This window comes from Wolbachia endosymbiont (group A) of Melitta haemorrhoidalis (assembly GCF_964273365.1).
Classification (GTDB): Bacteria; Pseudomonadota; Alphaproteobacteria; order Rickettsiales; family Anaplasmataceae; genus Wolbachia; species Wolbachia pipientis.
In genome coordinates this window covers 1104674-1125391 of record NZ_OZ187004.1, presented here as the reverse complement: position 1 = coordinate 1125391, position 20718 = coordinate 1104674, and the positions used below count along the sequence as shown (strand labels likewise).

At 36.3% G+C, this 20718-nt stretch carries 18 protein-coding genes; 10 read left to right on the top strand and 8 right to left on the bottom strand.

Going from position 1 to position 20718, the window contains the following annotated elements; translation table 11 throughout:
* Positions 1 to 283: 283 nt before the first annotated feature.
* Positions 284 to 439, bottom strand: coding sequence for a hypothetical protein (locus tag ACICPZ_RS05710; RefSeq protein ID WP_264373828.1), 156 nt, complete (start codon positions 437 to 439; stop codon positions 284 to 286).
* An 819-nt stretch (positions 440 to 1258) separates the two neighbouring features.
* Between ACICPZ_RS05710 and ACICPZ_RS05705 the strand changes: the two genes are divergently transcribed.
* The 4 genes from ACICPZ_RS05705 (at position 1259) to ACICPZ_RS05690 (ending at position 6051) form a co-directional block, all read left to right on the top strand.
* Positions 1259 to 2653, top strand: a complete 1395-nt coding sequence (locus ACICPZ_RS05705) for a malonyl-CoA decarboxylase (protein WP_264373827.1) — start codon at positions 1259 to 1261, stop codon at positions 2651 to 2653.
* Between the two features lie 75 nt (positions 2654 to 2728).
* Complete coding sequence (gene lepA / locus ACICPZ_RS05700) at positions 2729 to 4525, top strand: translation elongation factor 4 (RefSeq protein WP_264373826.1); 1797 nt, start codon at positions 2729 to 2731, stop codon at positions 4523 to 4525.
* A gap of 498 nt (positions 4526 to 5023) precedes the next feature.
* A complete protein-coding gene (locus ACICPZ_RS05695; protein ID WP_264374164.1) occupies positions 5024 to 5224 on the top strand; it encodes a hypothetical protein in 201 nt (66 codons plus the stop codon).
* A gap of 482 nt (positions 5225 to 5706) precedes the next feature.
* Positions 5707 to 6051: a TrbC/VirB2 family protein gene (locus ACICPZ_RS05690; RefSeq protein ID WP_264374165.1), complete on the top strand. Its 345-nt coding sequence runs from the start codon at positions 5707 to 5709 to the stop codon at positions 6049 to 6051.
* Between the two features lie 48 nt (positions 6052 to 6099).
* On the opposite strand, the gene ACICPZ_RS05685 is transcribed toward ACICPZ_RS05690, so the two are convergent.
* Positions 6100 to 7098, bottom strand: coding sequence for a pyruvate dehydrogenase complex E1 component subunit beta (locus ACICPZ_RS05685; RefSeq protein ID WP_264373824.1), 999 nt, complete (start codon positions 7096 to 7098; stop codon positions 6100 to 6102).
* A gap of 489 nt (positions 7099 to 7587) precedes the next feature.
* Positions 7588 to 8688, bottom strand: a complete 1101-nt coding sequence (locus ACICPZ_RS05680) for an ATP-binding protein (protein ID WP_264711346.1) — start codon at positions 8686 to 8688, stop codon at positions 7588 to 7590.
* A gap of 719 nt (positions 8689 to 9407) precedes the next feature.
* Between ACICPZ_RS05680 and ACICPZ_RS05675 the strand changes: the two genes are divergently transcribed.
* The 3 genes from ACICPZ_RS05675 (at position 9408) to ACICPZ_RS06550 (ending at position 11401) form a co-directional block, all read left to right on the top strand.
* Complete coding sequence (locus tag ACICPZ_RS05675) at positions 9408 to 9653, top strand: hypothetical protein (protein WP_264374166.1); 246 nt, start codon at positions 9408 to 9410, stop codon at positions 9651 to 9653.
* Positions 9654 to 9771: 118 nt separating this feature from the next.
* Positions 9772 to 11037 (top strand): MFS transporter, encoded by a 1266-nt coding sequence (locus ACICPZ_RS05670; protein WP_264373821.1) that lies wholly within the window; start codon positions 9772 to 9774, stop codon positions 11035 to 11037.
* Between the two features lie 160 nt (positions 11038 to 11197).
* Positions 11198 to 11401: a hypothetical protein gene (locus tag ACICPZ_RS06550; RefSeq protein ID WP_341813952.1), complete on the top strand. Its 204-nt coding sequence runs from the start codon at positions 11198 to 11200 to the stop codon at positions 11399 to 11401.
* A 139-nt stretch (positions 11402 to 11540) separates the two neighbouring features.
* Here the strand turns inward: ACICPZ_RS06550 and ACICPZ_RS05660 are convergent.
* The 4 genes from ACICPZ_RS05660 to secG all read right to left on the bottom strand — a co-directional run bounded on the left by ACICPZ_RS05660 (position 11541) and on the right by secG (position 14719).
* A protein-coding gene (locus ACICPZ_RS05660) for an IS5 family transposase (protein WP_395462124.1) occupies positions 11541 to 12304 on the bottom strand; the annotation gives its coding sequence in 2 pieces (ribosomal slippage) (positions 11541 to 11950 and positions 11950 to 12304; 765 coding nt in all).
* Positions 12305 to 12346: 42 nt separating this feature from the next.
* The gene (locus tag ACICPZ_RS05655; protein ID WP_264374167.1) at positions 12347 to 12769 is read right to left on the bottom strand and encodes a nucleoside deaminase; all 423 of its coding nucleotides are present in this window, start codon (positions 12767 to 12769) and stop codon (positions 12347 to 12349) included.
* 25 nt (positions 12770 to 12794) lie between these two features.
* Positions 12795 to 14399, bottom strand: a complete 1605-nt coding sequence (locus tag ACICPZ_RS05650) for a CTP synthase (RefSeq protein WP_015588967.1) — start codon at positions 14397 to 14399, stop codon at positions 12795 to 12797.
* A complete protein-coding gene (gene secG / locus ACICPZ_RS05645) occupies positions 14399 to 14719 on the bottom strand; it encodes a preprotein translocase subunit SecG (protein ID WP_264373820.1) in 321 nt (106 codons plus the stop codon). The genes ACICPZ_RS05650 and secG overlap by 1 nt, the downstream gene beginning before the upstream one ends.
* A 144-nt stretch (positions 14720 to 14863) precedes the next feature.
* Here secG and ACICPZ_RS05640 point away from each other — a divergent pair, with 144 nt between their 5' ends.
* Positions 14864 to 15379, top strand: coding sequence for a gamma carbonic anhydrase family protein (locus tag ACICPZ_RS05640; RefSeq protein WP_264373819.1), 516 nt, complete (start codon positions 14864 to 14866; stop codon positions 15377 to 15379).
* Positions 15380 to 15419: 40 nt separating this feature from the next.
* Here the strand turns inward: ACICPZ_RS05640 and ACICPZ_RS05635 are convergent, their stop codons facing one another.
* Positions 15420 to 16685, bottom strand: coding sequence for a hypothetical protein (locus ACICPZ_RS05635; RefSeq protein WP_264706235.1), 1266 nt, complete (start codon positions 16683 to 16685; stop codon positions 15420 to 15422).
* A 257-nt stretch (positions 16686 to 16942) separates the two neighbouring features.
* Between ACICPZ_RS05635 and ACICPZ_RS05630 the strand changes: the two genes are divergently transcribed.
* Complete coding sequence (locus ACICPZ_RS05630; protein ID WP_264374169.1) at positions 16943 to 19438, top strand: valine--tRNA ligase; 2496 nt, start codon at positions 16943 to 16945, stop codon at positions 19436 to 19438.
* Positions 19439 to 19501: 63 nt separating this feature from the next.
* Complete coding sequence (locus tag ACICPZ_RS05625) at positions 19502 to 20662, top strand: hypothetical protein (protein ID WP_264373816.1); 1161 nt, start codon at positions 19502 to 19504, stop codon at positions 20660 to 20662.
* Positions 20663 to 20718: the final 56 nt, after the last annotated feature.

The window sequence follows — 20718 nt, the reverse complement described above, 5'->3', positions numbered from 1 at the left end:
TAAGTAGAAAAAAGGTATCATCCAAGTAGCTGACACTGGTTCCTTTATGACGTGTCATTCCAGTTTCAGCTACTTGAATGACAGCAGTCCTACGTCATACCGCCGCGGTATCTCTTAGCCGCTAACAAGCAGCGGGATGACGAATTGCTTAACCGTCATACCGCCACGAACCGTCATACCGCCGCAGACCGTCATACCGCGATTCATTCGCGGTATCTCTTAGCTGCTAACACGTAGTGGGATACTTGATCTTTACAGGGATGACGGTTGTCAGGCTAGCCTGTCATCCCAGTGCCCAGACACTGGGATCCAGGAATTTTATTAAGTTGGTAAGCATAAAAGTGTTATGTAAAATACAACGTTCTTGATGGGATTGCGTGAAAGGCTGGATCCCAGTGTCAAGCACTGGAATGACATCATAGGAGCACTGGGATGACACCCTACTTAACCGTCATACCGCGATTTATTCGCGGTATCTCAAAGCATAGATCCCGCTAACACGTAGCGGGATGACGATTGTCGTTTAGCTATAAACATTAAGAAATTTACTGAATGAAAAAAAAGGCAAAAGAAGCCCTGAGGTTATTATCCGCTTTAAAATATTGGCGTTTTTTATGTTTTAAACGCTTGACAAGCGAGATTCAGCCGCTTTTAATTGCAACTAACCTACGCTGCAAATGTTTAAGAAATTTACTAAGCAGAAAAAAAGACAAAGAATCCCCGAGTTAGCTAGTCTTTTACTATCTCTGTCGAGTATTGGCATTTTTTGATGTCTTGTAACGCTTTATAAGCGCGTTCAGCTTATTTAGATAAAAATCTAGATGTAGATGAAGTTTTGTAAAGACATACAGTATCTATATACTGCAAAAAATTGAACATAAGACGCCGATACATTAAGTAATCCTTACCTTTTAATCTGCAGATTGGCGAAAGCAAATACAATAGCTTCAGTTTCATGATAAGTGGGCTGGCGGAGTTTGTCAAGCAAGTTTTTTCGTTTCTACTGAATGACAGTTGTGGCTTGGGAGGTAGTGCAAGAAGTCTATTGTATTACTGAATTATTAATAATCTAGTAATAGTGCCTGCTATGTAGCTAAAATTTTCCTTTAACTTAAGCTATATGTAGCTAAAATAACTTGGGTTTACCGACGATTTGACAAACGACAAATTCGTCATCCCGCTACTTGTTAGCGGGATCTAGAGATATCGCGGCGGTATGACCCTGACTTGCATTAGCTATGTATAATAAAGGGAATCTATGACAAAAGAATCATTGGTAAAAACTGATATAGTGAAAGTTGAAGACAAAAAGGCGGTAAGAAGCTTTTTTAAAATACTAGGTGGAGTGGCAGATGCTGTAAGATCGTGGATTGGTAACATCAGTCCTGATTTAAGCAACAGTCGCGATATCGATAGTTTAGTCTTGAAGATGAACGAGTGCTTAAATCCAAAGGGAGGGGAGGTTTCAGCACGTAAAAACGCTGTATCTCTTGGTAACTTGTACTTAAGCTTATCAGAGAAAGGTAAAATAAAATTTCTACAAACCCTGGCAGAAAAATTTAATCCGAATAAAGCGGAAATAGATGAGAAAATTAGAGAGTATAAGAAAAACCAAGATCCCGAGTTAAACTATAAATTTGAACAGGATTTAATAAAAATTCTTGAATCACCGCGTTCTAAAATATTGAAGCAATTTATTTCTTTACCAGAAGGCCTTAAGTTTATTGTTGATATGCGTTCTGACGTGCTTAAGCTAAAGAACCAATATAGAAGCTTGAATCCACTAGAAAGCGAATTAAAAAATATACTCTATACTTGGGTTGATGTTGATCTACTTGATCTTCGTCAAATCACCTGGGATTCACCTGCATCATTGCTAGAAAAACTTATAAAATATGAAGCTGTGCATAAAATTTCCTCTTGGGATGACTTAAAAAACAGGCTGGGTCTCTGTTTTGCTTTTTTTCATTACAAGATACCAAACGAACCTCTAATTTTTGTAGAGGTTGCATTGGTGGATAAGATTGCAGATAGTATTCAACACCTTTTAGATGAGTCGGTACCTTCAAATGATCCAAGTAGTGCGAGCACTGCTATATTCTATTCAATATCAAACACTCAAGCAGGGTTATCTGGAATCAGCCTTGGTAATTTTTTGATCAAAAGGGTTGTAGAAAAGCTATCACAGGAGTTTAAAAGTATAAAAACATATGCAACTCTTTCTCCAATACCTGGCTTTACGAAATGGCTAAAAAACAATCTAAACCAAGATGTCACTTTATTGGGCAAACTAAATATAAAACAATCTAGTGCAGAAATTTTAGAAAGTGCAGAGCAATTAAAAATTAACGTTGAATGTATAAATGAAACTAAACAATGCATGCTTAAACTATGTGCATATTATTTACTAAAAGTGAATAATAGTAATGGGAATGCTTATGATCCGGTGGCGCATTTTCATTTAAGCAATGGTGCATCGATAAAACAATTAAACTGGATGGCGGATACTTCTGAAAAAGGTATTAGTCAGTCGGCTGGAATGATGGTAAATTATCTGTATGAGTTGCCTAAAATAGATAATAATCATGAAAACTATATGGTTAATAAAGTGATTTCCTGCTCGAAAAAAGTGTCGTCTATGTTGAAGGAGTAAATAGTCTCTTAATAAAGGATTGCCCTCACAACACTTAAAATGTAAAATGGTTCTACTTAAGTAAAATAGCCATAAATGAACAACATAAGAAATTTTGCAATAATAGCGCATATAGACCACGGTAAGTCAACGCTTGCTGACCGTTTAATAGAGGAATGTAACGGCCTTGAAGCAAGAGAAATGATCAATCAAATACTCGATTCAATGGATATAGAGCGTGAACGTGGCATTACAATTAAAGCACAGACGGTAAAACTTAATTATACGGCAAACGACGGTAATCAATATTGCCTAAATCTCATGGACACCCCAGGTCACGTTGACTTTTCTTACGAGGTAAGCCGAAGCTTAGCTGCATGTGAAGGTTCACTTTTAGTGGTAGATAGTAGCCAGGGCGTTGAAGCACAAACCCTTGCAAATGTATATAAAGCTATTGACAACAACCATGAAATAATAGTTGTGCTCAATAAAGTTGATCTTCCTGCTGCAGATCCAGAAAAGGTAAAACTCCAGGTTGAGGAAGTAATTGGCATTGACGCAAGTGAGTCAGTTTTAATATCAGCAAAAACTGGACTTGGAATAAAAGATGTACTGGAAGCAATAGTAGCAAAACTTCCAGCTCCTCAAGGTGATGTAAATGCTCCACTGCAAGCAATTTTGGTTGATAGTTGGTATGACACTTACTTAGGAGTAGTAATTTTAGTGCGAGTTAAAAATGGAGTGCTAAAAAAAGGCATGAGAATTGTTATGATGTCTAATAATGCTACATATCAGATAGACAATATCGGTATTTTCACCCCTAAAAAAGTGATGACGGGTGAGCTTTCAGCGGGTGAAGTTGGTTTTATAACTGCTTCAATGAAGGAAGTAGCAGACTGCAAGGTAGGAGACACTATCACTGAGGAAAAGAGACCTTGTAGTGAAGCACTTCCTGGATTTAAAGAAGTGCATCCTGTGGTATTTTGTAGCATTTTCCCTCACAAAACGGATGATTTTAAATATCTAAGGGAAGCTCTAGAGAAGTTACATTTAAATGATGCAAGTTTTACCTTCGAAGCTGAAACTTCAAATGCACTAGGCTATGGATTTCGTTGTGGTTTTTTGGGAATGTTGCATCTTGAAGTTATTCAAGAAAGGCTCGAGAGAGAATTTGATTTAGACCTAACAGCAACTGCACCGAGTGTTATATATAGGGTTACAACACGAAGTGGTGAAATTTTGAATATTCATAACCCAAGTGATATGCCAGATCCAACGAAAATTGAAATTGTGGAAGAACCATGGATTACTGCAACCATAATGGTCCCTGACCAATACTTGGGAGAGATTCTATCTCTATGTGAAGAAAGGAGGGGAGAACAGGAGGATTTATCTTACATTGGTAACACAACAACAGCATTGTTAAGATATAAATTACCACTGTCTGAAGTTGTTTTTGACTTTTATGATCGATTAAAATCAATTTCCAAAGGATATGCAAGTTTGGATTGGGAAATTTCCAGCTATCTGGTAAGCCAAATAGATAAATTAAGCTTTTTAATTAATGGAGAGCCCGTAGATGCATTAGCCTGTATTGTTCACAAAAGTAGGGCAGAAAAAAGGGGGCGTGAAATATGTGCACGCTTGAAGGATCTAATACCACGTCAGCAATACAAAATCGCGATTCAAGCGGCAGTGGGCGGAAAAATCATTGCCAGAGAAACGATTAACCCATACAGAAAAGATGTAACAGCTAAACTCTATGGTGGGGATGTAACGCGAAGAATGAAACTACTTGAAAAGCAAAAGAAGGGTAAAAAAAGGTTACATTCTATAGGGAACGTAAATATTCCACAGAATGCTTTTATTCAAGCCTTGAAGATAAGTGATTGATCTTAAAAGACTTCTTGTATAGTTTTTGGCAACAACCGTTAGAAACGAAAAAACTTACTTGACAAACTCTGCCAGCCCCCTTATCATGAAAGTGAAGCTATTTATTTATCTTCTCTGTACAGATTAAATGACAAAAAAACTCACGTATCTGGCGTCTCATGTTTAATTTTTTGCACTATGTGCACCTTATGTCTTTATAAAACTTCTACCTACATAAGCTGAAACGCGCTTATAAAGCGTTTAAAACATAAAAAAACGCCAACTTAAAAAATGGATAGTGAATAACTAGCTACCCTAGGGTTTCTTTTGCCTTTTTTTCTGTTTAGTAAATTTCTTAATGTTTCTAATTTAGATTAGTTGCGGTTTAAAAGCAACTGAATCGCGGTTATTAAGCATTTAGAATAAAAAAACGCCATACTTGAAAGTATAATGTAAGTAATTAGCCAACCACGGGGCTTCTTTTGCCTTTTTTTTTATTTGGTAAATTTCTTAATGTTTATGGCTAAACGACAACCGTCATCCCGCTACTTGTTAGCTGATGAGATACCGCGGCGGTATGACGTAGGACTGCTGTCATCCCAGTGCTTGACACTGGGATGGCTTTGTTGCATCGCTACTTATGAAAGGCTAACTATAGTTAGGATTATAAGCAACCTATTGAAAATCTTGTTTTTTTGCAATCAATCTGATCAAATTTAAGAATAGTAATTTATTATTTATATTAATAAATTTAATTCTATTGAAAATAGCTAAAGCATTGAAATTCTTGAATTTTAGCCGGATTAGTGAGTGGTAGTGAAATTTCTTTTACTCAAATTTAGGTATTCACTGACCGTTCTTGTTATAAATACCAGAATAATAAGCTACTGATATTCTCTACCTTTTTTATCTTTATCCATCATAGCTAGCGATGCAACAAAGCCCACTGGGATCCAGTTGAGCTATTTCAACAAAAATACTGCATTTGAGATGAACGTTCCAGACTTATTTATAAATATAACAATTAAAGTCTGGATTCCAGCGTCAAGCACTGGAATAATATCGTTTACTATGTCTATATTACAATGTTTGTGCAGTTAACTACTTTCGTGGCACCGTTTGTTATTCAATCTTTATGCTAGTTTTACTAAAAATTATAGTATTTTGGGTATAATTGCAATATCTAAATTTAAGGTATAGGGATGAACCCTACAATCAAGAGAATTTTCAATATTTTTCTTATAGTATTATTTATTTCTTTCTCTCATGTTGGAAGTGCTGCTAACGCTAATGACGATACAACTGCTCAAGTAATATGCAACATCATTGGCTACGTTTGGGGAATAGGTGGACCGCTTATGACCGTAGTGATAATAGGTGCAGCTTTGCTTGCGATATTTGGTAGAATGCCATGGCCAGCTCTTTTTGCACTCGGTGTATTTTGTGCTGTATTTTTCGGTGCTAAAACTATTGTGACAAAAGTAATGGGTGGTATAGGTGGAAATACTTCTTTGATGGACCAATGTGGAGTGGACAAAAAGAAATAGACCCTTTTGTCAATAAGTTGCTTTCTTTATCGTATTGGAAATTAAAACTTATTTTTTTCTAAAACAGACCTGACGCACGGCTTCAACTATATCTTCCACTTGTGGTAATGCTTTTTTTTCTAGATTTGTAGCATAAGGTAAGGGGATATCCTTGCCAGTTACGCGCATAACTGGAGCATCAAGGTAGTCAAATCCTTGTTCCATGACAACGGCTGACAGCTCTGCTCCTATTCCTGCAAATGGCCATCCTTCTTCTACACTAACTAACCTATTAGTCTTCTGAATAGAGTTAATAACAGTTTGAGTGTCAAGTGGTCTTAAGGTTCTGAGGTCAATAACTTCAGCTTCTATACCTTCACCTGAAAGTAAATCTGCTGCATTTAAGGCATCCATTAATTTTAATGAGAAAGCAGTGATAGTTACATCCTTTCCCTCTCGTATAACAGCAGCTTTGCCTATCTCAAGTAGATAATCTTTATTTGACAGCTCAGAGTCAGAAACTTCATGTTCATGTCCGTAAGCTATTTCGTTTTCTAGAAATATTACCGGATTAGGGTCACGAATTGCAGCTTTAAGCAGACCTCTGCAATCGGAGGCAAAGTAAGGTGCTATTACTTTTAACCCCGGTATATGCGAATACCAAGATGCAAAGCATTGAGAGTGTTGTGCAGCAACTCTTGCTGCAGCGCCATTTGGTCCACGAAATACTATAGGGCATCCAAGTTGCCCACCTGACATATAATTCGTTTTTGCTGCGGAATTCACAATTTGGTCAATAGCCTGCATAGAAAAATTAAAAGTCATAAACTCAACGATTGGCTTTAATCCAGCAAATGCCGCTCCAACAGCAAGGCCAGCAAATCCATGTTCGGTAATAGGCGTATCAACTACTCTGTTTTCTCCAAACTCTTTCAGTAATCCTTTCGTTACCTTATAAGCACCATCATACTCTGCAACTTCTTCACCCATGATAAGCACATCAGAGTCGTTTTGCATTTCTTCTCTAATTGCTGTGCATAAAGCTTCTCTTACACTTAAGGTTGCCATTTATAAACTTTTATAGACTTTAACTAAAGTAACTATATCAGAATTACTGGGGATAAGTAAAGTGTACAAATTAAGTTTTACAAACATAATGATTGTATTGCTTGTGTTTTTAATAATATATACTGCTAAGTTAATAATAATTCACTTGGGAATAACAGAAAAATACATGATAATTTTATATTTCAAATAGAATAAAATCCTTTTTATTGATACTGTCTTTTTTTGTAAAAAACATTCCTAACTTTTCCACCACTTTTTCTGGCTAAGGTCAGTATAACTTTTGCTTGAAATAACTGTTTATATGGTGCAATTTACAGCTTTTAGTTGCTAAAATTATAACTCTTAATTTAATAATTTTAATCCAATAAGCTTTCAGGTTAATAAAATTAAATTATTTGAGTAAATGCAATACCATGTCTTTATTTGTGGGTAATAATAAGAATAACGAAGGTTGGCTCAGCTACACTTCTATAATTTCAATTTTTATGTTTACCGTATAAAAGAAGTTTCTTCTGTCTGTGTCTCCCTGTTTGAAACCAACCTTATTCTCTCTCTTTCTTGTTCTGAACTTAACCCGCGAAGCGCGTGATCGAAATCTTTCTCACTAATCTTAGACCGTCTTTCCTCAACAGCACACATTTTTGCCTCATTTACTAATTGCTCTAACTCAGCCCCAGAATAGCCTTTAGTCCTTTCCGCAATGTTTTTAAGGTTTAACTCATTATCGGCTTCTGTACCTCGCATATAAAGTTCTAATATTTTTTGTCTCGCTTCTACGCTTGGATTAGGGATATAAACCCTCTGACCTAAACGTCCAGGTCTAATAAGTGCTGGATCTATACCACCGATAAGGTTAGTTGCACCAATTACTATTATATCTTTTCTGCTCTTAAATCCATCTATTTCAGTTAACAACTGTGTTAAACTCTCTCGACAATGGTAAGCTGAGTTATTAGCGGTACTTCTTTTTTGTGCAACTGCATCTATTTCATCTATAAAGACTATACAAGGAGAATATTTTTTTGCTATTTTAAAAAGCTCGCGTACAGCATGTGCACCATGACCAATATATACTCCAATAAGTTCAGGACCTGAGATGCTTATGAAATTCATATTTGATTCACCTGCAATTGCACGAGCGATAAGTGTTTTACCATTTCCAGGAGGGCCATATAATATGTAACCTCTTAGTGAATTAATACTTTTATTTCCAAACAGCTTGCGCATTTCTTCTGTCATTTGGTCACAGCAAATCATCTGCAACCGTTGTTTTAAGGAGTCATCAATTATAGCATCAGCAAATGTTATTCTTTTATCATCTGAATTAGCTAATTCTATCGATATAGGCAGCTCTACTTCCTTTAGTTTGCTGAATACTTGATCATATACAAACCAAACAATAAAAAGGAGAACGACAAGTAACACACAAGGCATAGCTTCACTAACATAATGTGCAGCTAACTCATACCCTTTACTAAGCAACATTGTATGCATATAGGCAAACAAAAAAGCGATAGAGACAATAGTTGCCACGCATAGTAAACAGATTGAAATTCTTTTTAGTAATTCTGAAATTTCAATTTTTTTCATCTTAATACCTTATACCAATTTTAAACTAAGAATAATTTTATCTAGCTTACCTATTTTAGCTTGATTAGAGCGTTCAGAAAAATTATCAAGTACGTACTTTAATTTATTAAATACTAAAAACAATATATCACCATATTGTCACATACATCTTTAAAGTTTACCAAATTCATTTTCAAAAAACAAGATTTTATTATTAACCCGAATTCTGGATTAGATTTTAGGTAAATTATTGAAAGTCTTGAATTTTACTAAATTAGTAACTAGTCTTAAAATGCTTACTGCTTTATCGTAAATGCTAAAACAATAAGCTATTGATATTCTTGTTTTTTTTAATCTCCAATCCAGAATTCGGGTTAAAAACGCTAACTTGTATCTTCAAGAAGTAAGACATAATAGCTCTAAAATGTCTTGCAAGGAAAGGTAAAGCTGAACGCTAACTTATGCCAGAAAAATACCGTCTTGTTTGCCTTTTTGAGTAGTATCATCTTATTTTTCCTGTAAATTTTGTTTATAACGCCTAAGATTTACGATATTTTAATCCCGGTAGAATATCTTATAAAATCAGATTATATGTTATACCTATGGAAATAGATAACTTTCAGCAATATTACAACCAAGAAGAAATGAAGACAGTAACATTAGCTCAAATTTATAAAGACTTGGTAATAAAGATATTCGATATAGCCACAAGCAAAATGTAAGCTACTATTAATGGTATTATGGAAATAGCACCAACGATACCACCTACTATACCTACTACCAGAGGTGACGGAGTAGTAAGGCTTAATATAATAAGTGGGAGAGATATAATTGATAGTATTATAGAAATTACACCTACTGTTTTCAGAAGAGATAGAAATCCTTTTGAATCTAAGTGTTCTTTAATTCCCTTAAATAATATAAAGAAAATGCTTATACACGCTATAGCACAAAGTATTACTGCTGCTATAAGTGCTGCTAAATAAGCTATATTCATTGCAATTATCACACACCATAATAAAAAAGTCAACTCCATATGTTTAGGTTGTAAAATCCCAAAAAGCAGCCAGAATAGAATAAGCAAACATTTACGAATTGAATTTAGTGCAAACAAGGGTGTTGATATCAACCATACTCTGCAGAATCGCAATATGGTATGACTACATGCTTTTTATTGATTTGATTAACATAATCAGCAGAGAGTTTTGTTTTGCAAAAGATGTCTACAGTAACATACTGCAATTATTTGGAATTGTAGGGCTAGGTGCAATTGTAAGGCCACTTGGTGCATTCATATTTGGTCACGTTGGTGACAGGTATGGAAGGAGGATAGCATTAATAATTACTATCTTGCTAATATCGATACCATCAAGTCTCATTGCATTTATTCCAAGTCACAATCAAGTAGGTATAATTTCTACTATATTGCTTCTTGCAATCCATATAACACAAGGAATTGCACTTGGTGGTGAACAAGGAAGTTCTGTTTATCTTATAGAGCATTTATCCAGTAGGAAAGAGAACTTAGGGATGTATTTTGGAATGATGGGTTTTGGTCGCTCCATTGGCGTCTTGCTTTCTGCGGTGATAGTGATTATCTGCAAAAAAACTACTGATTTTTGTACCTGGGGTTGGAGATTGCCATTTATTTTCTCAGCTATTTTAGGATTAATTAGCGCGTATAGCATATACACATTGGGAGAAACTCCAGCATATGAAAAAAATCGAAAACAAAGAAATTTACCTGATTTGCCAATAATAGAGCTTATAAAACGCCACAAGAGAGCTCTTATACTTGCTATTTTAATATCTGTACCTGTTAATGTTGCTGTTGGATTTACCATATTTCTTCGAACTCTCGCAAAGGAAATAGCATCAGTGGATGTTTATGTAACAACATATATCAACGAAATTGTATTGATTATAACCAGTGTATTAATGCCGATATCTTCAATAGCGTTTGGAATGTTGGCTGATAAAGTTGGAAAAGAGCGCACTGCAATCTTATTTATAGCAATTACAATGGCACTGTGTTGTCCTGCGTTATCTATTGCATATTACTATAAAAATTATCTTGTGATTGCGTTGAGCGTAATGGTTCTCTCTATAATAGAAAGGGGTATAGTTCCCATAGGAATAGTTGCATCTGAACTCTTTCCTACCAATGTTAGATTTAGTGGTGTGAGCTTATCACGCAATATCTCTTATGCGTTACATGGAGGATTTACTCCTATGGTTTGTATTTGGTTGACTGTAACATTTCCTCAAACAAACCTTGCTGCTGGGCTTTATATAGTCTTCTGCTTGTTGATCAGTGTGGTAGCAATATTGCAAATAAAACCGCAAGATAAGAAATTTGATTGGTCTTAGTTTTCTCCTATGTGATTTGATAGACCGGGAAAGGGTTTCATCTAAGTAGCTGACACCCTGACAACCGTCATCCTGCTGCTTGTTAGCGGGATCTAGAGATACCGTGACGGTATGACGTAGGACTGCTGTCATTCCAGTCTGGAATCCAGAGAAAAGGATGATGTCATCCCAGTGTCCCTGTAATGTCATTCCAGTGCTTGACACTGGAATCCAGCCTTTATTATGCAGCCACTTGGTTAAAATTAAGTCTTCTGGATCCCAGTGTCTGGGCACTGGGATGACAAAGGAGGGCAGTGTCAGCTACTCGGATGACACCCTGCTGGTGGACAATGTTTGTATAGTTGTGCGTCACGCGCTGGAATGACGAATTACTTAACCGCCATACCGTCACGGTATCTCCTAGCATAGATCCCGCTAACACGTAGCGGGATGACGATTTTGTATCGGAAAACAAGTAGCATGACGATTTATCAAATGTTCCTTAGAACCTGTCTTGAAAGGAGTTAAGCAGCTAATTTAGTAAGCATAGAAGTAATCATATTAAATAAGATATTGTTTTTTGAAGTAAGAGGAGAATGCTCGTAATCCTTGCTCATGCGTCTAAAATTGGAAAGCCAAGCAAAGGTTCGTTCTACAATCCAACGTTTAGGAATAACCTGAAATCCTGTATCAACCAATTTCTTGGTAATCATTAGCAAACATCCAGTTTCCAACAAACATCGATTTTGTAATTTACCTTTGTATCCTTGATCAGCAAAAAACTTACGTAATGTTGGAGCTTTGCATTTAGCTTGAATAAAAAGATTGGTAGCACCATCACGATCCTGAATGCTTGCGCTGTGTACCTCTGCAGTAATTACAAGACCTAGTGTATCTACAATAATATGGCGTTTTCTACCCTTTATTTTTTTACCGGCATCATATCCTCTTGATCCCCTTTTTGAGTCGTTTTCACTGATTGACTGTCAATTATACCTACTGAAGGTGTTTCATTTTTACCAACCATTTTTCTTACCTCTTTTACTAGCATGTCATGTATTTTTTTCAATTTTCCATTATTACGCCACCTGATAAAATAGTCATACACCGTTTTCCATGGGGGAAAATCCTTTGGTAGCATTCTCCACTGGCAACCACCCCTCATTATATACCTTATTGCATTAATAATTGTTCTGATGTTATGTTTTCTTGGTCGTCCTATCGCTCCTTGTGCAACATAGGGCTCTAAAATTTCCCATTCCTTGTCACTTATATCACTTGGATACAATTTACCCTCCTATTTTTTGCTTACCTCATCATACTCTTTTCTTTATTCCCTTTCAAGACAGGTTCTTAGTTTCTCAAAAAAATCCTTTAACAAAAAAGAGCATTCTGTTTCTAATATCCCACCATAAACTTCAGGTATATGGCTGCAAAATTGAAATATCTTAGCACCATTTTCAATTCCTCCACCTTTTGGATTATAAGCTCCAAAGTACAATCGTTTAATTCTGGCAAAGGAAATGGCTTGAGCACACATCGGACATGGTTCTAATGTTACGTACATATCAGCATCACAAAGCGTGGGAGTTGAAAATGCTTGTCTGATCGCTAACATCTCTGCATGTGCAGTTGGATCGCTGGATATATTGTGTGCAGAAGAAATGATATTGTCTCCACTCACTATTACAGCACCTATGGGCACCTCATCATTTTTTTGAGCGAGTTTGGCTTGCTCTATGGCAAGCTCCATATATTGATACTTAAACACTAGGCACTTATTTCTTATCAATTGCTGCTTTAACGAACGACACGAAAAGAGGATGAGGAGAAAACGGCTTTGATTGAAATTCTGGATGAAACTGCACACCAATAAACCACGGATGACTCTCTAACTCCACTGCCTCTATGCACGTTCCATCTTCTGATATGCCACTGCATAGCAGCCCATTTTTTTCCAAATCATCTTTATAATCTGAATTGATTATGTATCTATGCCTGTGTCTTTCTGAAATAGTAGTGTTACTATATGCATCCATCATTTTAGAGTTTGCATTTATATTACATTTGTATGCCCCAAGTCTCATGGTTCCACCAAGATCGTCATCTTGATCGCCAGCTAACTTAACGATTGGATGTTTACAGTTACGAAATTCTTCAGAGTGTGCATCTTCAAGCTTAACAACATTACGAGCAAATTCAATAATTGCAAGCTGCATACCAAGGCAAATTCCGAAAAATGGGATATTATTTGTACGGGCATAATTTATTGCTAATATTTTACCCTCTACTCCGTCATCACCAAACCCCCCTGGAACAAGGATTGCATGAGAATTCTGTAATTTCTCTCCTATAAGTTTTTCATTTATAGGTTTTTCTTCCTTCTCTCTTGAGTTAACCCAATTTATCTTTACTTTGACTTTATTACTAATCGCACCATGATTTAATGCTTCAACCAGTGATTTGTATGCATCAGGGAATTCGGTGTATTTTCCCACTATAGATACAGTAACTTCCTGTGTTGGGTGCCTTATGGAATGCACTATTTGATCCCATTCAGTCAAGCTTGGTTTTGGCTTACTTAAATGAAAGTGCTCCAAAATTTGCGTATCAAGCCCACATTGGCTATACAACACCGGTAACTCATATATATGACTCACATCAGGGGCAGGTATCACATTGGATAAAGAAACATTGCAAAGCTTAGCTATTTTCTCTCTTTGATTATCGAAAATTTCTTTCTCACTGCGGCATAATATAATATCTGGTTGTAACCCCGCGGAATTTAACTCTCGAACTGAATGCTGCGTTGGTTTTGTCTTTAATTCTTGCGCTGCGGTAAGATATGGTATTAAAGTTAAGTGAATCAGGATAACTCTTTGTTTTCCTAATGTGTAGTTAACTTGACGTATAGCCTCCAAAAATGGTTGGCTTTCAATGTCACCTACAGTTCCGCCTATTTCACATATTACAAAATCTAAACCTTCCGTACCATTAAAAATGAACGATTTGATCAAATCTGTCACATGAGGAATGACTTGCACAGTTTTGCCCAGATAATCACCACGCCTCTCTTTCTTCAATAACTCATGATATATCTTACCAGTTGTTATATTGTCATCTTTTGTTGCTTTAATTCCAGTAAAACGCTCATAATGCCCAAGATCCAAATCAGTTTCAGCACCATCCTCGGTCACAAATACCTCTCCGTGCTGAGTTGGGTTCATTGTCCCAGGATCAATGTTGAGATACGGGTCAAGTTTTCTGATACGGATCTTAAAACCGTGAGCTTGAAGAAGCGCACCAACGCTTGAAGCAACTAAGCCTTTACCAAGCGACGATACAACTCCACCTGTAACAAAGATAAATTTAGCTTCCTTCATTAATTTTCAAATGGAACAGAAGTAGGTTCACTTTCTTGCTTTTTTTCTAATATAATTTTCTCTGCGATCGATTTTTTATGTACGTCTTTTGAACATAATCCTGACAATAGCAATGTATTTATAATAAACAATCCAGCAACAATAGCCGTTACTCTGCTGAGCGGGTTTTCAGAAGATTTCACTGGAATCATCGAGTTGACCCCCTGTTGTGTATTACTAAAACCACTTAACGAACTACTTCCAGGCGGCTGCAAGAGCACTAAAATTACTAACACAACAACCAATATTATTTGAAATATACTTAATACCGCTACTGACATTATAGATAGGGCTGAAAATAAAAATCTTAGCAGTACAAAGCACGTAAGTCAAGAACATCTGTCACCCAAGTAGTTTGAAATCTAAGTATGTATTTACTGCTTACCTTATTTTGATTAACATATGCATAAGACTTTGGGCTTAATATGTATCACATTTTAAAATACAAAGATTATGAACCAAAAATAGACGAAAGTGCTTTCATCGCAGGTGGTTCGCATATCATAGGCAAGGTTGAAATAGGAAGAGATGCAAGCATCTGGTTTAATTGTGTAATCAGAGGGGACGTTGGATCAATAAAAATAGGTAATGGAACAAATATTCAAGATGGAACGGTAATTCATGTGGATAGAAACCCAGGTGGTGACACAATTATTGGCAGCATGGTAACAGTGGGACATTTTTGTATGTTGCACGCATGCACGGTGCATGATAAAGCGTTTATTGGTATGGGCTCTACCGTGATGGACCATGCAGTTGTGGAGCCTGAAGCTATGGTAGCTGCTGGCTCACTGGTAACACACGGAAAAGTGATAAAAAGTGGGGAAATATGGGCTGGCAGGCCAGCAAAGTTCTTCAAAAAGATGTCGAATGAAGAAATTAAACATATTACACAATCAGCACAAAATTATATTATGCTAATGAAGGAATATAAAAACTGAAGTTCGCGTCAAGTGTTTTACTTGACACGTACATTTCGGCTTAACCCTTGTTACTTCTTTTTCCCATCTCATTTACTTCTTGTGCTTTTGCCCCATCTACTTGAGTACTAGGTAATACTGCATATGTAATACCACCGGCTACAAGTGCAGATGCTACTGCTATACCAACCATTACCCAAATATCTAATCTCACTGTACGTTCAAGTGCAGTAAATGCTATCAGTCCAGCAGCAAGACCCATACCAACAGTAGCAGTGTACCGTGCTCCATTGCCTTGTTTTGGTTGCTCAGTTGTTTTGTTTTTAGCTTCTAGTTCTTTATTTTCCTTCTCTAACTGATGAACTCGAGCATTTCGAGCTTGTAAGTCTTTCTTTAGGCTTTCAACTTCAGCATTTGGTTGGTTTATTTTAGCTTCTAATTCTTTTATCTTATCCTCTTTACCCTTTAACTGAGCAGCATCTGGTCGGTTGCTTAACTGTGCTTCTAAATCTTTTATTTTCTCGTCTTTATTTTTTAACTGAGCAGCATTTGGTTGGTTGTTTAACTGTGCTTCTAAATCTTTTATTTTATTTGTTAGTGTTGTTTTTTCACCCTCTAACTTCGTAACAGCAGCATCTGGTTGAGCTTTTAATGCTGTTATTTCATTCTCTTTCTCTGTTAACTTTTGCTGTAACGCCACAGCATCTAATGCTTCCAATTCTGTTATTTTAGCATTTTTCTCTTCTAACTGCTGCTGCAACGCTGTAGAATCTATTGCCTTTAGTTTTTCCACTTCAGCTTCTAAGTCTTGTTTTTCCTGCTGAGCTGTGTCCAATTGATCTTGTAATTCTTGTGTTTTAATTCTCAATTCCTCCTCAGCTTTCTTCTTTGCAGCTTCTAATTCTTCATTTTTCCCCTTTAACTGCTCTTCTGCAGCTTCCAATTCTGTTGTTTTAACATTTTTCTCTTCTAACAATTGTACTGTGGGATGGCAAGATAGGGCTTTTACCATAATCTCCTCTTTCCCATCGTTAAAGCCTAACAGATTTTTCATTTCTTCTAGGCGACTAAAATATTTGCCACCCTTTTTCCCAACGGATTTTACATTCATGATTGTATTATCTCCTAGTTCTTCTTGAGGATAAGAACCAGTAATATATAGTTGTTGATCATTTAGCGTACAGCCCACATAAAACTTGTCATCAATTATAGCACCACTCTTATCTACGTTTTTATACTTTTTAAATTCTTCATAATCATCTTTTTTTATAACAAGCACTATTTTATCATCGGCAACCTGTATTGTACCATTCTTTAAGCTTAGCATAACGAACCTCAATTATAATTTAACATTACATAATACCCTTAGAACCTAAGGTCAAGTAATATTTTTATCATAGCATAGAAAATTTATGTTCGTAAACAAAAAATTTTGGCGTAAAATTGCCGTATTTACTTAATTGTGCTATAGCTAAAGTAATTTAGGTTTACCGACCATCGTCATTCCGCTGCTTGTTAGCGGGATCTAGAGATACCGCGGCGGTATAACGTTGCTAGCTTAAGGTTTAAAATTGAGAAATATTTATGTTAAAAGAAAAATACGGCTTTAAAGAAGTTGAAGACAAATGCAACATATTATGGGAAGGTAGTAAAGTTTACAGGTGGAATGGTGAAAAGGATAACACTTTCACTATAGACACACCTCCACCGACAATATCGGGTAAATTGCATATTGGCCATATATTTAGCTATTGCCACACGGACTTTATTGCAAGGTTTCAGCGCATGCTGGGAAAAGATGTGTTTTACCCAATTGGGTTTGATGATAATGGGCTTCCCACTGAAAGATTGGTTGAGCAAACCTATAAAACCCGCGCAAAAGAAGTTGGCAGGGAAAAATTTATAGAGATGTGCCATGAGGTTATTGAAAAATCAAAGCAAGAATTCAAGGAACTATTTAAATCGGTCGGCATTAGTTATGACTGGGATTTGGAATATCACACGATCAGCAAGGAAACTGTGACGCTTTCACAGATGTCGTTTATTGATCTATATAATAAAGGGTATGCATATAGAAAAATGCAGCCCATCCTTTGGGACCCGGTTGATAAAACAGCAATTGCGCAAGCAGAAATAGAAGATAAAGTTTTTGAGTCATCCTTAAACACGATAGTTTTCTCTACTCAAGAAAATGAGCAGATCAATATTGCAACTACGCGACCTGAACTACTTCCAGCATGCGTTGCAGTTTTTTGTCATCCAGAGGATACGCGCTACACCCATCTGATCGGAAAAACAGCGGTAGTGCCAATAACAAAGGAAAAAGTACTAATCATTGCTGACGATAAGGTCAAAATAGATAAAGGCACTGGGCTTGTTATGTGCTGTACGTTTGGTGATGAGCTCGACATATATTGGCAGCAAAAGCATAATCTACCGATGAAAATTATCATCGATCAGGATGGGAGGATGAACCTTCATTCAGTACATGGTCAGAAGGAAGAAACATGGATTCCAGTGTCAGCTACTCGGATGACAGACGATATACTAAATGAAATAAATGGATTGAAAGTTACAGCAGCAAGAAAGCGGATAATCGAAATCCTAACTGAAAAAGGACTTTTGGTAGAAAGCACTAACATTTCTCATTCTGTTAAGTGTGCAGAAAGATCTGGTGCACCACTTGAGATATTGCCTACTTATCAATGGTTTATCAAGACCTTAGAGCAAAAAGCTCAAGTATTAGATAAAGTAAAAGAATGCAATTGGTATCCAAGCAATATGCGTAAACGCATGGAAGTGTGGATAGAAGGGCTAAATTGGGACTGGTGCATTTCAAGGCAGCGCTATTTTGGTGTGCCATTTCCAGCGTGGTATTCCAACCGTAAGGGAGAAGAAGGTAAAATTATTCTAGCTGAGATAAAGGACCTACCTATAGATCCACTCAAAGATTTGCCAAAAGGGTATAGCAAAGAAGAGGTTATCCCAGATCAAGATGTAATGGATACCTGGGCCACAAGTTCAATTACTCCTCAACTGAGTGCACTGGCAGTAAACAGTGAGTTTAGTTTACCAAATCATCGCTATGATACGATATTTCCTGCAGATCTGCGCAGCCAGAGCCATGAGATAATCAGAACTTGGGCTTTTTATACTATTTTAAAGGCACATTATCATGCAAATTCTTTACCTTGGAAAAACATTATGATCAGCGGTTGGTGTTTAGCAGATGATAAGAAAAAGATGAGTAAATCAAAGGGTAACATCATCACTCCTCATGTAATACTTGAAACTTATGGAGCTGATGTAGTGCGCTATTGGGCAGCGAACTCAAGGCTTGGAGTTGATACAGTCTACTCTGAAAATATATTCAAAATTGGCAAGCGCCTCGTTACAAAACTTTGGAACGCTAGCAAGTTTGTTTCCATGTTCATGGAAAAGCATCAAACAGTAAGCATAAATTCCATCAGTGAGACGATGGATAAATGGATACTGTCTAAGCTGTACAAAGTAATAGGTAGAGCAACAAATAACCTATTACAGTTTGAATACTGCGAAGCTTTGGGCGTAATAGAGGAATTTTTTTGGAAGGATTTTTGTGATAACTACTTGGAACTAGCAAAAAAGCGCGCATATGGAGATAAAGTAGACAGCGAAACAAACTTAAGTGCAAAGCAAAGTTTGGCATATGTACTGAATATTATTTTGCGGTTATTTGCACCTTTCTTGCCTTACATTACAGAAGAGATATACCACCAGTTGTATAGTTATAATTCTGTACACAATCAAAGTAATTGGCCGAGCAAAGAAGAACTTATCTACGATAAATATTCAGAGGAAATGGGAGATAATGTTATTCAGATATTAAATATTATCAGAAAGATAAAGGCAGATAATAATGTATCAGTTAAGCATCTGATAAAAAAGTTGATGATAAAAGCAGATCTACGAGAGGATAAGTTGGATCAATCCGCACAGGATGATTTGCAGGCAGTGTGCAATGCGGAAACGATAGAGTGGATGCAGTCTGAGCTTGAAACTGAAGACAGAAAATACATAGTGAATATAGACTTATACTGATTTTTATAGCTTTACTTCCTTTAATATCCATGCTATTATAATCATTATTAGTGTGAAGGAATAATGAGGGATTTGTATAGTAAAACCAATGCACCATATCTTATAGCTGGTGCTGTTGCTACTTTGGTATTGCTTGCATCTGGGACACTTGCTGTTGCTCCTTATGTTGCATTCTTATCTCCAATTGCAGCCTTTAATGTAGCTCTTCCTGTTGCTTTGAGTTTGTCTATACTTTCTATTTTGGTGCTTGCACTTTCATGTAAAATAATTAGTAATAATGTAGAATTGGAAGCAAAAGTAAAAGGTCAGTTAGAACATAAGGAGGAGATGCTTTCTTTTGAACACCAAGAGTTACGTGATGAAAATACAAGATTGAATGAAAGAGTGGATTCTTTAATAGAGGAATTGTGTCAATGCAAATTAGAAAGTGAAAAGAATAAGTTATGTTTAAAGTCAGAATATGAAGATGAGTTACGCTTAAGATTGGAATATGAAGATGAATTAAACTTGGAATTAGAACATAAAAGTAGGGAAGCTTCTTCTCTGCGTACTCAATTAACTATGTTAAGAAAAAAAGTAGAAGTAGAAGAAGTAAAACAATTAAAAACTTTAGAATCGGAAGAACAACATGAGAGCTCAGAAAGCGACATAGAAGAATTAGAGAAGAAGTTATGCCAGTCGGAAAAGGAAAAGAAAGAATTAGAAGGTAAAGTTAGTGATGAACGTCAAAAGCGCACTGATCTTGAAAGTAAAGTTGATAAATTGTGTACAAAGGAGAAAGAGTACTTATCTAAAATTAAGGAGCTGGAAAAGGAGTCATTATCTTTACAAAAAGAAGAGAAAGAATCTGATAACACATTAACAACAGTGAATGATGATCGCGATAATAAGGTGAAAGAATTAAACAGTTCACTTTTGAAGCAATCCTCTCAAATAGAACAACTTCAAAAAGCTTTATTGGAAAAGAAAAAAGAAGAAGTGCTTTTTTTGCAACGGATGATAGAATATGTAACAGATGAGGTAGAAAAATTAGTAAGGGAAAATGAAGTGATCAGAGATGATGATAAAAAAGTAATATTACAAGTGATTCAAGCAACAAAGTCTGTGTTAGTAGAAGAAGCTGCACAATATTTGCCAGGCGAAACGTCTGTTCCTTCATTTGTGGAAGATCCTGGATATACCAGTGGATGTTCTACCCCGACCAACAGCTGCCACACATTTTGAGTACAGTTGTACACTGGATACATAAAACCTTAGCTATTTTTAGCTAGCAGGCTGAA